A 14,065-nucleotide genomic window follows, 5' to 3' on the forward strand; every position below is an offset into this window, starting at 1 on the left:
CTAACTTTTTAATTCTGATCCCCGTTTTAAACCAATAATTAAAAATCGGAACCCATGGGTTCCGATTTTTAGTATTTAAATTTTAATCTTTTAAAAGAAATAAGTTGCAGAAAAAGCAGATCTAAAGTTACCCACTTCCTTTACGCCCGCTGTAATAAGATCTCCGTTAGTAGCATCAATACCATTGGCATATTGGGCAGTTGTATAACCTAACTCAGCACCAAATCTTACTTTACCAACAGTATAATCCAAACGTGGAGAAATTCTATAGGAATTCTCAACCTCAGAAGAAGTGATAAGTGAATCATAATCATCCCCAAAACCAGCATCTTTAGTATAACCTACAAAGAGGCCCCAACCTAAATTGTCATCAAATTTACCACTAAATTCTGTCCAAGCAGATAATACTTTACTATCTAAAATATCACCATTAGACTCTCTACCATAACCGCCAAACATTAATTGTTCAGTGGTGTTACCTCCATATTGACCATATAGTTTCCAAGTTACCACACCACCTAAATTAGCTTTAGCATACCCCATAAAAGATAAACTTGTCTTATTGTCATTTTGAGCTAAAGCTGAAGTGCCTAACCTATCATTTAAATCAACAGTTTTAGCGGTAGCTCCAATACCCCCTACAATATTGTCATCATCACCAAACTGTAATTGTGCGTGAACAGTAGGTATCCCAGCAAATCTTACTGCTGCTCCACCATAACCATCTCCTCTCCCACTAGCTGTAGTAAAATCTCTTTCTGTTAAAATAGCGGCTGTAAAACGCACATCTCCTTTAGTAGAAAAACGTATTTGTGGAGTACGGCTAAATGGTTGGTAGGGAACACCTGCATTAAATGCATGAGTACCTGGAGAAACGTTTGTAACAAAAGTAGGGTGCCAGTATTGACCGAATAACCATTCTACTTTATCGTTAGATAATGTAAAGAAAGCATGTCTTAACCCAAGGCCATTTATGTTTGAACTTTTAGAACCAAAGAAGTGAGCCTCAATAACACCTGCAGTTTGCATACCCAAAAACTCTGGTCCTGTAAAACTAGCTTTTAAACGTGTTTCAATAGCAAAACTGTTGTAACCAACCTCTTTATTAAGGTCATCTCCGTTGGCATCAAGTTTTTCTCCCAAAGGTATTACAAGGTATTGACCTTCTCTAGAATCACTTAGTCTACGTGTGTCCAAAATATAGTCACCTTTTACGTAACCACCCCATTTTACTTCAAATTGTTTTTCTTTTTCTGCTTCTTGGCTATAACCAAATTGAACAATAGAAAGTGTTAATGCCACTAGTGTTAATAATTGTTTTTTCATAAGTTTAATCTTCTAATTTTATAATTAATCTAATTTTATAATGATATTTAAATGGTAATTTCAAGAGTATTTATTCGATTTATAATGTTCTTTTTTATGTATCAATTGGACTGGGAATTTATATATTCTCAATAAAGCGTTTAAAAAGAATTAATTTACCATTACCCAATATATTCCGAATAGAAACGCAAATACAGCGCTCCCCATGTGAATACCTTGAAAAAGGTGTTGATTATAATTTCTTTTTGAAAACGCCACTATCCGCCCCATAACAACAGCAAAAATGGTCATTGTTAATAATGTACCCACACCAAACCCAAAGATGTACTTTACAGACTCAGTTTTTGAGGCAAACCCGATAACAGGTAGAAACAATAAAAAATGGGCTATCCCTGCCAAACCATGTACTAATCCGACAAAATAGGTGGTTACATTCCCTTTCCTAACCTCTTTATGATCATGAAAATGACCTTTATCGGCCTCATGTGAGTGTTCATGGCCATGTATCAATGGGTTGTCATTAGAATGGACAGGTATATGCTTATCACGACGTTTCTTGTTAGATCTCAGAATTTTTACAAAAATCCATATTCCTAATAAAATAAGCACAAAACCAACAAGCTTCTCGCTATATTTAGAAATTTCCTCAATAGGAATCAAATCTTTAAATAAGAGAAATAATACTCCTATTAAAAGCATTCCTGATAAATGTCCAACACCCCACAGCATACCAACCTTCCAGGCCTTCTTAACCCTCTCTATAGCAAATGGAGCCACTGCTGCAAGATGGTCTGGACCAGAAAGAACGTGTAAGGTAGCAGCCACAGTGCCAGCAATAAATGGAAGGGACATGTTCATCATAACTGATTTATACTAATTCAGCAATAACAGTGTCGAGAATACGCTCTTCAATACTTTTCAAAATATGAAAAAGTTGTTCGCCACTATTCCCCACTATTCTAATGATCACACCATCACCTAAAGTTGTACTCAACCCAAATTCTATGTTTTCTTCACCTTTAAGACGCTCCAATAAATAATAGTACAATTCTTCGGACTCTATCTTATTAGTATACGAGAACAATGTGGCCTGATGTGTATACCCCTCAAGTTGACCCATCCCTAATACATCTATTTTCTTTGGTTCAAACAGTACCTTATCTTTAAAAATAAGTTGATCATCCACAAAGATCTCTGTGTGGTTCATTAATCTTTTATAATCAAAGATTTCTCCTGATCCTTTCCTCCCACAGGTAATTATTTCTCCCCAGATTAATTGTGATGATTTTTTTAAATGAATGGTGTTTTTAGCTGAATAATCTGAATTCTTGTGAGGTACTAGTGGATGCGGAATAAAATGCAAGAATCCATTTTCTTCAACCGTTACTTTCATACTTTGTTTGGCTTTACCACCTTCGTCCATTTCGTAAATTCTTTGATACGCTTGGGTTTCCAATCCTAAAGCTGTATCCTTTTCTACGTAAAATTCCATATCGTAAAAATCGCCAGCCAATATTCCCGGAGAAGAACTTCGTATCATATACCTTAACCACGGATCATGAGGTGTTCTAGCGTCAAAACGCAACAATCCAAAAGGCACTGTAAAGTAAGGTTCCATCAACCGATGGAATCCATCAACAATCCCTGTTGTTATTTTCAATTCGCATATGTTTTTCATGTGCCTATTTTATTATTATTCCAACTAGTTATTGGAAATTTATAAATCACTTCCACGCCACCTATTATTAGTCTTAAAAATGGACGTACGTAGAAATATTCTATTGTTAAAAATTATTTTGCAAAAGCAGGCTCGTTGATATCTTCTAAAAGAGCGTACTTCTTAATCCAACCAATTACTGCATCTACACCTTCACCTGTTTTTATATTGGTGAAAACAAATGGTTTACCGTTACGCATTTTTAAGGCATCCCTTTTCATATTATCTAAATTGACACCCACGTAAGGAGCAAGATCAAATTTGTTGATCAATAATAAGTCTGACCGTGTATTTCCAGGTCCACCTTTTCTAGGAATATCTTCTCCGGCGGCAGTATCTGTAACAAATATTGTAAAGTCTACTAGCTCAGGGCTAAAAGTAGCAGCTAAGTTATCGCCACCACTTTCAATAAATAACAGTTCCATATCAGGATGCCTCTCGGCCAACTCATCTACAGCTTCCAAATTCATGCTTGCGTCTTCTCGAATGGCGGTATGAGGACAACCTCCAGTTTCTACACCAATAATTCGATCGGCATCTAAAAGACTATTCTTTTGTAAGAATTTTTCATCCTCACTAGTAAAAATATCATTGGTGACCACACCTATATAATAATCTTTAGCCATTTTTCTTGACAGGGTTTCTATCAATGCTGTTTTTCCAGCTCCTACTGGACCAGCAACCCCTATTTTTACATATTTTCTCATATTATAATCATTGAATATTTTAATTAATATCTTATTATTTAACTCATATATAACCTAGAATACAAGCGTTCATGCTGCATGGAACGCAAATCAAATCCTACATTGGAAATCCCTACAAGGTCCCTATCCAACGCAATAGTTTGATGTACCCAATCTTCTATTTCTTCTTGAATTTTAAATAATATCTCCTGTCCTTGTAATTGTCCCAATGGTACCAACTTCACCGCATTGGTAATAATCCCAGATGCCGTAGAGAAATAAAATGCTGTTAAGGTTTCTTCCAAGGAAATTTCGCTTATAAAACAAACTATACTATAGATAACCGCGTAATTTGCAACCTCTTTATTTGAAGCTATATAACTTTCCAATTCTTTTAATAGAGGATGTTCATTCTTAGATCTAAAGATTTTAAATAATCGTGTTCCTAACTTATGACTCCCTTCTCTAATTTCTTTTGGACTTTTTAAAGCGGTACACTCAGAGTCCAAGAATATTACTTGATTAAAATCGTTGGCTTCCAAAGCATGGTACACCAGTTTTACATAGGAAGCATCGTTATGTAAAATATTGTTCTTCATCATTTTTTGTAAAAATAACAGGGTACTTTCCTGATCAGTTACTAGGTTATTTTGAACGTAGGTTTCTAAACCATTTGAGTGAGAAAACCCACCTATAGGTAAATTAGGATCAGCCACGTGCAATAGACTTAATAATGCATTTATCTTCATATCTTTATTTTGTTTTTGGCAAGACCTTACTAAATAAGCTATCCATATCTATTTTTGTGTTATTATTAATTGAATGAACTGGAGCAGCTTTTAGCATATTTTCAAAAATTCGTTTTTCTTTTAGGGGTGAATATCCCGCTCTCTTTAATAAATTATAAATGGGATTCTCAAATGGTATGATGATCTCGTTGTTTTCAATAAAAATAGGAATGTGTTGATTTCCTATTTCATAGCAAATAGTGCCCATCTCACGCATATTAACAGGTTGTACAACAACTGCATCAGCAGGTAGCACATTGGCTACAATAACTTTAGTGTCGTCTTCAAAGAAAATATCCAAATGCTTGATTCTAAATTTTTCCTTTAATATCCGTATTGCCACTTCTTCTCCATTCCTGGTTTCTTTTCTCAAAATTTTTCGAGTCGTCTCGAACCACTCTAAATCAAAGAAATCTATTTCTTTTGAGATGCTCTTCCTACTTTTTAAATTCCCTAATATTTCAGAAATAATTTTCATATCTATTTATATATAAAGCGTATTGCTTTCAATGTTTTTGTTAAAAACTATAGGAGACCGATGCTTTCATATAAAACGGAATTTCTGTTGCAAATTGAGTTTCATTTCTTTTTATATTCAATACGTTTCATATCCCAATGACCAAGGTGATTTTAAGCTACTTAGACCCCGTATTTAAAGCCATCAACGTTGATGCTCCGCCCTACTACTATTATCTTCAATTGCTAGTCTATCATTCACGTATAAAAATTGTTTTATTGCAAATAAATCCACTTTGGATGGTTTACACCTACACGCCCTGTAACTCATTGTAATGGTGCGTTTTATGTCGTCTAATCTTACCCCTGAGAGGTATCATGAAAATTCGCCATTACTAAATATTCGATAGCTATTTACCCAAATTATCACTTTGGCAGGATAGTGTAAGCCATACCTTTTTTCTGTTTAAAACGAGCCTGTTTCAAGCTTCATTTGACTATTTTTAATTTTTTCTTAAATGAAAAATTTATCTCCATCAGTGACAAAATTCCACTTACCATCATGATAGGGTCTTTTGTGAAAATCCATCTTTTCAATTGTTTCTGGTATTACAAAATGGCGATCAACACAACTTGTTCCTTTCTCTATAAGAAAATATCATTAATTCCTATAGTGTAACAATGCTGAATACGCTACTCCACGTATTCAGCACGCTACACGATAATCCAATTAAGGATTTATTAGAACATGAAATATCTCTGTGCCATTGGCACTACATCAATAGGCGGACAAGTAATTGCTTTACCATCAACCTTTACCTCATATGTTTGAGGATTAACCTCAAGCTTAGGAGTTTCATGGTTATGAACCATATCAGCTTTACTAATGTCCCTACAGTTTACTACCGGTAAGATTTTCTTTCCTAAACCATATCCAGGAGTGATCCCTTTATCTATAGAAACTTGTGAAACAAACAATGCAGAAGTATTCTTCATTGCCTTACCATAATAACCAAACATCGGCTTGTTGATCACAGGCTGTGGGGTTGGAATAGATGCATTGGCATCACCCATCTTAGATGCCAACACCATCCCACCTTTAATAATCAATTCCGGTTTAGCACCAAACATGTCTGCTCTCCACATTACCAAATCGGCCATTTTTCCAACTTCTATAGAACCTACATATTTGGATATCCCGTGAGAAATTGCCGGGTTAATGGTGTATTTGGAAATATACCTTTTTATCCTGTAGTTATCATTATCAGTACCCTTATCTTCCTTTAGTTCACCAAATTGTTGCTTCATCTTATCGGCAGTTTGCCAAGTACGACAAATTACTTCACCAACCCTACCCATGGCTTGAGAATCTGAACTCATCATGGAGAACACGCCCAAATCATGTAAAATATCTTCTGCAGCAATAGTTTCTGGACGAATACGGGAATCTGCAAATGATACATCTTCTTTTACGTTTTTATCTAAATGGTGACATACCATTAACATATCTAAATGCTCATCTGCTGTATTTACAGTAAATGGTCTAGTTGGGTTTGTAGAAGAAGGTAAAACATTTGGCAAAGCAGAAACGGTAAGAATATCAGGAGCATGTCCTCCACCAGCACCTTCTGTATGGAAAGTATGGATAGTTCTACCATTAATAGCTTTAATAGTGTCTTCAACAAAACCAGATTCGTTTAACGTATCTGTATGAATTGCTACTTGAACATCATATTTATCCGCAACGGTTAAACAACAATCAATAGCAGAAGGCGTAGAACCCCAATCTTCGTGCAATTTTAATCCTAAAACACCTGCTTCAACTTGTTCGATTATCGCAGCCTCAGAAGAAGAGTTACCTTTACCGAACAAACCAAAGTTCAATGGTAATTCATCCAATGATTCCAGCATTTTCTGAATATGCCAAGCTCCAGGAGTTACCGTAGTAGCCAATGTACCATGGTTAGGTCCTGTACCACCGCCAATCATAGTTGTAATACCGCTATATAAAGCAGTATCAATCAACTGTGGACAAATAAAGTGGATATGCGCATCTATCGCACCAGCAGTAAAAATATGACCTTCACCACCTAAAGCTTCAGTTGAGGCTCCGATATTCATACCGTGAGTCACACCATCCATTGTATTTGGGTTACCAGCTTTACCAATACCTGAAATTTTACCATCCTTAATACCGATATCTGCTTTTACGATACCCCAAAAATCAATAATTAAGGCATTGGTAATTACTAAATCCAATACGCCTTCATCTCTTGTGTGCGTAGCAGACTGAGCCATACCATCTCTTAAGGTTTTACCCCCACCAAATTTATTTTCTTCACCATAAACTGTATAATCTTTTTCAACTTCTGCAAATAGGTGACTATCTCCTAAACGAACTTTATCTCCCGTTGTAGGGCCATACATTGACGCATACTTTTTTCTATCTATTTTGCTCATAATATTATTTTTTTAATTTTAAAGATTTCAATTTCTGTTGTTCGTGTCTCAGACTAAATCCTCTAATCACACAAGAACCCCCAAATCTGATCAACTCTACGTCAGCATTAGTCTCTCCTGGTTCAAATCTAATCGATAGACCGGCAGGTATGTTTAACCTTTTTTCTTCTGCAGCGGCTCTATCAAATTCTAAAGCAGAATTTGTTTCAGCAAAATGGTAGTGAGAACCTACCTGTATAGGTCTGTCCCCAGTATTGGTTACTTTAATTTTAGTAACTTTTTTTCCGGCATTTAATTCAATGTCCCCTTTCGCGAAAATAATTTCGCCAGGAATTATGTAATTTTTTTTTGCGCTCATAATTTCTTTTTTTTATGGTTAAGCAATAGGATTATGTACAGTAACTAATTTTGTTCCGTCAGGGAATGTTGCTTCAATTTGTACATCATGTACCATTTCTGCAACACCGTCCATAACGTCTGCACGTTTTAGATAAGTAGTTCCTTCTTTCATTAAGACGGCCACTTTTTTACCTTCCCGTGCGCCTTCAATAAGCCTTTTTGCTATAAAAGCAATAGCTTCAGGATGGTTCAATTTTAAACCTTTAGCTTTTCTGTCTTCGGCTACAGTGCCAGCTAAATAAAGCAGTAATTTCTCTTGTTCTCTTGGTACTAAGTGCATAATTCTAAAATTTAAATGATTAATAATTCGTTAATTAATAAATTCAATAAGTAGCGTTACTACAGTTTTTACAACAATCCCTATCAGGGATTCATCATTCTAACTAATTTTGTGGTATCCGGATTCGATTTGTCTACATTTGCTCTTACCACAAGCATAATCCAACTTGCAATAATAAAACCTATGGTATAGGTCGCAATAAATTGGCTAAATGCATAGTGAATTAAAACCGCTAGCAGGGTACCTATGATAACATAGAGAAAGTCAGCAATTTTGGGACCTACAAATGCACAAGCTACCAATATTGGAGAAAAGCCATAGATACCATTGGCAAGGGTATTGGCGTCTATACCTAAGATATAATGTGCAAACAATGCTCCCACGGTAGCCGCAACAGTAGCATACATTGCAGCTGGCGGATTAGCAATAGCAATACCTAAAAAGATTAAAATACCAGTTATAAAGTGGGCACCAAAATTAACTTCGGCCCAAGCAAAAAATGGCGATTGAATAGCAGCTATAGTTGATGTGTAATCTGGAAGTGCTGGTGTAGTTTGAACGAGCCCCATAACCCCAAAGTGGCTAAACCCCCAACACGTTACCCAACACGTTACTACAAATGGAAACGTATATGCTACCTTACCATTTCTTACAAAAAGATTCATAACTACGGTTGAAATTATAGCAGATACACCTCCTATAATCCAAATTATCGGACTTGATGCATCTACTAAACCGTAGGTAAATATTGCACACATAAAAGCTAAACTCCCATTAAAACCATATAGACCAAACAAGATATCCTCTTCTTTGTACTTGAGTAACTTTGCCGTTATAGTGCCTACAATGGCTCCTAATATGCATGCTACCCCTAATGCCCAATGGCTAAAAAACATTCCGATTGTGATAAGCACACCTGCCCATCCGTTATCTTGAAGAAATATTTGACCTACTCCTACAAAGCTTGTTTTAATAAATTTGGATATTCCCATAAAAATTTATTTATAATTGTTTTTGTTCTTTTTCTCCTCAAGTTTTGTCTGAATCCATTGTATCCAAGCATCCAGTCCTGTGTCTTTTAAGGAAGAAATCTCCAGCACATCAATATCAGGGTTTACTGTTCTTGCATCCTCTGTTACCGCTTCCACAGAAAATGGTAAATACGGTAACAAATCAAGTTTAGAAATCAACATCAACTCACTGGTCAGAAACATTTTAGGATACTTTCTTGGCTTATCATCTCCCTCTGTAGTTGAAATAAGGGTTACTCTATAATCCTCTCCCAAATCGAAGGAGGATGGACACATTAAGTTTCCTACATTCTCTATAAACAACACATCAGTACCTTCCAGATCAATCAAGTCAATGGCCTGTAATATCATTTGCGACTCTATATGACAGATTCCCCCAGTGACAATTTGCAATGCATTAATACCCGATTCTTTCATCCGTACAGCATCCCTATCTGTTTCTGGATCTGCAACTAGTACAGACATTTTTAATTTACCTTTAAGCAATTCGCCTGTTTTTTGCATTAAAGTGGTTTTTCCACTACCAGGAGAAGAACATACATTGATTACCAAAATATCTTTTAACTGTTCTCTAATTTTTTGGGCCACAAAATCATTGGCTCTTAAAAGATTTAGTGATACATGTTCCGTATCTACACTTCCTGCTGTAATTCTTGATGATTTAGGTTTCGTCGTATTCATTTTTGTTTTTGAATTTTATTTCGTTTATAAATAATTCTTCGCCTTGAATGATATTTCTACAAGGATCCTTGCAGCGCTCACAAACAAAACGGTTCATTTTAACTTTAGTTTTAGCCCCACATTTACAGGATATTATAACTGGAAGCGTGTCTATAATCAACTTCGTATTATAATATTGTGGGAACTCCATTACAAATGCCTTAAACGCATTTGTCAAAAGAATTGGCTGAACATTGCTCAATAAGCCAATCTTTAAATGTATTTCTGAAACTCTTTCAAATTTTTCAGGAAACTCTTCCTCGATTCTTTCGAAAGTATTTCGAATTAAAAATATTTCGTGCATTACTTTAGAATAGGTGAATTGAAAATTACCAATACTTCAACATTCAACAATACTATCCCGTTATTGATGGGATTTGTTAAACAAGTTTTAAAACATCAACCCTATTTTCTAGGATTATTGGTAAATCAGGAGGGAATTTTAATAGAAGAATAAAGAATGAATAACCCGATTTTCGATCCGGTATTGATTCCATTACTATAAGATATTAAATAAGGCAAATCCTTTGTGGGATTTTCTATATTATCTCTTTTATTTTTAGAAAAATGCTCATAATCGGGAATTTTGTTTATAGTAGCAACAAATTCCTCCATTTCCATGGAAGCCAAATTCCATACTTTAATATTAGAAGTGTTTTGTGCATGAGCAACATCAGCTAGTCCTGTTTCACTAACAGCATTACTGTTGTCATTAACTGCAAAAAAACAGACCGCAAACAACAATACTAAAGTACCAATGTTAATTTTTAGGAATGTTGTTATATTTTTCACAATTGATTCTTGCTTATACGCGCTAAGAATTGTATTATCTTAGACTTTAACCTAGGTAAAGTTAGAGCTGTTAACTGGATTTTCTCAACTCGAAGTAATAAGCGTCGGTATTTCGTTGAAAAATGCAGAAAAGACAAGTTAATTGAAGTACAAATAAATAACAACAGTCGTTAATTCTTCCTTTTACAAATTAAACACCGCTGAAAATAGAAGACCTTTTATCATTTTTAAATATTGTTGTCAGGGAAAAGAATCAAGACCTCTTCGCTGTTAGAACCAAGAACAAAGACTTGCTTACAACTAACTGACAAACAATATCATCTAAAATTGATCTTATGACCTATTTCGTTTTATGGAATAATTTCCCGACGTGGGTTCTTGACCCGCTAATTTATAGGACATCCTGGGAAAAGTATGGTATTGTATGCAAGACATACAATATAAGAAACCCTATGGGCTATGGCCAAGCCAGCATGGCAATGTTTGGACACGTTATATTGGCATGGCCTTATGCCCTACCGTAAAAAGGACACTTCTACCCTGGAGTTTCAACGGCAATTGTACCACTCGCGCTACGATACGCTTTGGTATCTCACGCTCAGAATAGGTGGGGCAATAGCCAAACGTGCTGACTTTTAGGTGATGGAAAGAAAAAGCGATAAAAAGACCCAGAAAGGGGTGTGGCAGGTAAAGACAATCAAACGTCGCCGTGATAGGTTGAATCAACTCCCTGGAAAACATCAATATGGGAAAATAGAACAGTCACTGCCGAGAATTCAAGGTAAAAATAGTAGGTTCTGAAAGTCTCGAAAGAGATCGACAAAACATTCAAGGAGTACTTCGACAAAAAAAGTATAGTCTTCAGCGCCAAGAGCACTTTTAAGTGAACATTTCCGATTACGCGGAGATGGATATTAGTGTTAGGGGTGGTAAAAAGACCACGGCCAGGACCCTGAAATGGTGCAGATTGCTTACCAAGGCAAAAAGGATCTGTTACATCAATAGTTTCGACTAATTGGTCAAGTATAGGCGGACAAATTATACTTATAGCTTACATTACAAAACGGGCTTATACCCATTATTTGTAAGAGATTTGAAAAACCGTAGATACTATACTAAATGGGATTTATTTAAATCTCATTATTTCAATCGTAAAAACTTCAAAAAATCAGCATATTTACGTTGAGAAATGGTCAACAATTCTCCAGTTTCCATTTCACAATACCAAGATCCCATCTCTTTATGAATCTTATGAAGGTAATTCACGTTCACATAATATTTAGCATGAATTCGAAAGAAATTTCCTGATATTAAACTTTCATATTTCCCGAGGTTCCTAGATGATATTATATGTTTCCCGTCCTTTAAATAAAAATGGGTATAACGACTATCGGAAGATAAATAAATAATATTGTCCACCTTTATTAATTCTATATCATTTATTGTAGTTACTGCAATAATCTGACGCATATCATAATTAATACTTTCACGAAGACTTACTAATTGTGCTTCTTTTGTATATATTTTATGTTCAAGTTCTGTAATGGTCTTATTAACAGCCATAACCAGATCCGTTTTATTTATAGGTTTCACGATGTAAGCAATGGTGTTATAACCAAATGCTTTGATAGCAAATTCATCATACGATGTTACAAAAATCACTTTAGCATCCAGCGGTTCAATTTGCTCCAAAACATCAAATCCTGTATAAAAAGCATCTAAATTCACATCCATAAAGATGAGGTTGGGACGTACTTTATTGATCAGTTCAACTGCTCCACTTTTTGTGTTGGAAACACCAAGAATGTTAACTGTCGAACATTCTTTTTTCATCAACCGCTCTATTAATTTTATATTTTCAACTTCGTCATCGATAATTACTGCTCCTATCATTTACTTAATTTTTAAAAATTTTGTTGGTTAAATTAACTCCCTTAGGCGGGGCCATCGAGGTATCACAATAACGTCTGCTGGTCTGAATGTATTTTTTCATTCTTCGATTTTTCAAAGATACTCGAATCACTACCTCTTTATAATAAAGCCCAATTATTGGCCAAAATAGCCAATTGTCCAAAACTTACCGCCCCATAGTGTCACTTTAATCTCTGGATATCTTGAAACAATTGTTTTGCAAGAATGCTCTTTAAAATACTAATAATTTTGGACGATGGATAACCGGAGACACACTGAACATCCCCTCACCTACTTCTTTTGTTATAACTTCCTATGCTTCAATGAAAAACCAAATGGCACATCAATAAGGGGTTGTTATGCCATTTGAAAATATATTCTCCCATACCCCGAATTATACTTTTTTTCATAGTGTTGAAACACTTTCCGTTTTTTAAACTTTTCCGCTTAAACCTCAAGGAGAGTAATTTATTAGGTAAAATTACAGCGGTTGAGTACCATATTCTATGATAATCGTCATAAATCACAATTTGGCTTTGTAAAGTCATATTGGTAACAGTAATTTGATTAAAGAACTATAGTGTGACGAAATTACGGAAATTGATCAAAGAATGATTCATATTTTGTTAAAAGCAAGAACTACGCTCAATAAAATCGTTGTATTTTTCCCTATTGTCCATAGCAAGGGGTGTATTTTAAAAAAGGGCTAATTTTGGATCGGTAGGTTTGTGACCAAACCTTTCCATTGTTTGTTTGGGACTTCAAGTTTCTTGAAGATATCGATATAGGTCATACGATAGAACCGGATCATCGCTACCATATTAAAGTATGCCCATTTTCTTTTTGTTCTGTGTTGAAAGACAAACATAAGTAGCAGTATCATAATTCTGCAGTAAATCTGCCCGACGAGTAGGCGGGGTCGGTATTTCAATCGCATTTTGAGGGTCTCCAAGAAAATATTTAAATGGAAAATTCTGTTTAAGTCTAGTGGACATCGTCTCTATCTGCCATCTGGGTTTATAGATTGCAGCCGTTTTATCCCGTTCTAGCTCAAAATGTTTCGTGATAAATGTATACACTTTTGCCTTTTCACTATCCCAATATGCAATAAGTCTTAACGCGAAGGCCATTTCTTTTTATGTACACAGATCCATCCTCCCCCTATAATGTTGAAAAGACTGTTCGGCCCATAAAATCTGGGGAAATCAACTTTAACATTTGATTGATAATGGGCTGTCTGATAAAAGTTGTTACTTTTGTTCAAAGTAGTTTAGCTTGTGATAGAACCAAATTACATAGAGCGGGAAAAATTTCAAGATCATCGGCTTTAAAAGTTTAATCGGAAACTCCTAATAAAAAAAATTTAATTTTTATCATCCAGTTTACTATCTTCCCCTTTTAAATATCATCATTTTGATTATGCATGGAAAATAATTCACAAAAAATTGACGGTATTACTTTACCGAAAAAGTCATGTAAAAACCTATTTTATAAAAAAA

At 35.2% G+C, this 14,065-nt stretch carries 15 protein-coding genes; 1 reads left to right on the forward strand and 14 read right to left on the reverse strand.

Features of this window, described 5'->3' with window-relative positions:
* Window positions 1-90 precede the first annotated feature (90 nt).
* The 13 genes from JEM65_RS15320 to JEM65_RS15380 all read right to left on the reverse strand — a co-directional run bounded on the left by JEM65_RS15320 (window position 91) and on the right by JEM65_RS15380 (window position 10,655).
* On the reverse strand, window positions 91-1,326 hold the full coding sequence (locus tag JEM65_RS15320; protein ID WP_199601308.1) for a hypothetical protein: 1,236 nt from the start codon (window positions 1,324-1,326) through the stop codon (window positions 91-93).
* A gap of 150 nt (window positions 1,327-1,476) precedes the next feature.
* Window positions 1,477-2,187 carry an urease accessory protein UreH domain-containing protein gene (locus JEM65_RS15325; protein WP_199601310.1) on the reverse strand — a complete coding sequence of 237 codons (711 nt, stop codon included), beginning with the start codon at window positions 2,185-2,187 and terminating at the stop codon, window positions 1,477-1,479.
* A gap of 7 nt (window positions 2,188-2,194) precedes the next feature.
* Complete coding sequence (locus tag JEM65_RS15330) at window positions 2,195-3,004, reverse strand: urease accessory protein UreD (RefSeq protein ID WP_199601312.1); 810 nt, start codon at window positions 3,002-3,004, stop codon at window positions 2,195-2,197.
* A gap of 113 nt (window positions 3,005-3,117) precedes the next feature.
* A complete protein-coding gene (ureG, locus tag JEM65_RS15335) occupies window positions 3,118-3,750 on the reverse strand; it encodes an urease accessory protein UreG (protein ID WP_199601314.1) in 633 nt (210 codons plus the stop codon).
* Window positions 3,751-3,788: 38 nt separating this feature from the next.
* Window positions 3,789-4,478: an urease accessory protein UreF gene (locus JEM65_RS15340; protein ID WP_199601316.1), complete on the reverse strand. Its 690-nt coding sequence runs from the start codon at window positions 4,476-4,478 to the stop codon at window positions 3,789-3,791.
* Window positions 4,479-4,482: 4 nt separating this feature from the next.
* Window positions 4,483-4,995, reverse strand: a complete 513-nt coding sequence (locus JEM65_RS15345) for an urease accessory protein UreE (RefSeq protein WP_199601324.1) — start codon at window positions 4,993-4,995, stop codon at window positions 4,483-4,485.
* Between the two features lie 719 nt (window positions 4,996-5,714).
* Window positions 5,715-7,433, reverse strand: coding sequence for an urease subunit alpha (gene ureC / locus JEM65_RS15350; protein WP_199601326.1), 1,719 nt, complete (start codon window positions 7,431-7,433; stop codon window positions 5,715-5,717).
* A gap of 4 nt (window positions 7,434-7,437) precedes the next feature.
* Window positions 7,438-7,791: an urease subunit beta gene (locus tag JEM65_RS15355; RefSeq protein ID WP_233530678.1), complete on the reverse strand. Its 354-nt coding sequence runs from the start codon at window positions 7,789-7,791 to the stop codon at window positions 7,438-7,440.
* A gap of 18 nt (window positions 7,792-7,809) precedes the next feature.
* Window positions 7,810-8,112 carry an urease subunit gamma gene (gene ureA, locus JEM65_RS15360; protein ID WP_199601328.1) on the reverse strand — a complete coding sequence of 101 codons (303 nt, stop codon included), beginning with the start codon at window positions 8,110-8,112 and terminating at the stop codon, window positions 7,810-7,812.
* A gap of 83 nt (window positions 8,113-8,195) precedes the next feature.
* Window positions 8,196-9,104 carry an urea transporter gene (locus JEM65_RS15365; RefSeq protein ID WP_199601330.1) on the reverse strand — a complete coding sequence of 303 codons (909 nt, stop codon included), beginning with the start codon at window positions 9,102-9,104 and terminating at the stop codon, window positions 8,196-8,198.
* A 6-nt stretch (window positions 9,105-9,110) separates the two neighbouring features.
* Window positions 9,111-9,824, reverse strand: a complete 714-nt coding sequence (gene hypB / locus JEM65_RS15370; protein WP_199601332.1) for a hydrogenase nickel incorporation protein HypB — start codon at window positions 9,822-9,824, stop codon at window positions 9,111-9,113.
* Window positions 9,805-10,167 (reverse strand): hydrogenase maturation nickel metallochaperone HypA/HybF, encoded by a 363-nt coding sequence (locus JEM65_RS15375; protein WP_199601334.1) that lies wholly within the window; start codon window positions 10,165-10,167, stop codon window positions 9,805-9,807. The genes hypB and JEM65_RS15375 overlap by 20 nt, the downstream gene beginning before the upstream one ends.
* 125 nt (window positions 10,168-10,292) lie before the next feature.
* Window positions 10,293-10,655: a hypothetical protein gene (locus JEM65_RS15380; RefSeq protein WP_199601336.1), complete on the reverse strand. Its 363-nt coding sequence runs from the start codon at window positions 10,653-10,655 to the stop codon at window positions 10,293-10,295.
* 459 nt (window positions 10,656-11,114) lie between these two features.
* Between JEM65_RS15380 and JEM65_RS15385 the strand changes: the two genes are divergently transcribed.
* Window positions 11,115-11,294, forward strand: a complete 180-nt coding sequence (locus JEM65_RS15385; protein ID WP_199601338.1) for a hypothetical protein — start codon at window positions 11,115-11,117, stop codon at window positions 11,292-11,294.
* Window positions 11,295-11,795: 501 nt separating this feature from the next.
* Here JEM65_RS15385 and JEM65_RS15390 read toward each other — a convergent pair.
* Window positions 11,796-12,548, reverse strand: a complete 753-nt coding sequence (locus JEM65_RS15390) for a LytR/AlgR family response regulator transcription factor (RefSeq protein WP_199601340.1) — start codon at window positions 12,546-12,548, stop codon at window positions 11,796-11,798.
* Window positions 12,549-14,065: the final 1,517 nt, after the last annotated feature.

The organism is Gelidibacter salicanalis (assembly GCF_016469035.1).
Classification (GTDB): Bacteria; Bacteroidota; Bacteroidia; order Flavobacteriales; family Flavobacteriaceae; genus Gelidibacter; species Gelidibacter salicanalis_A.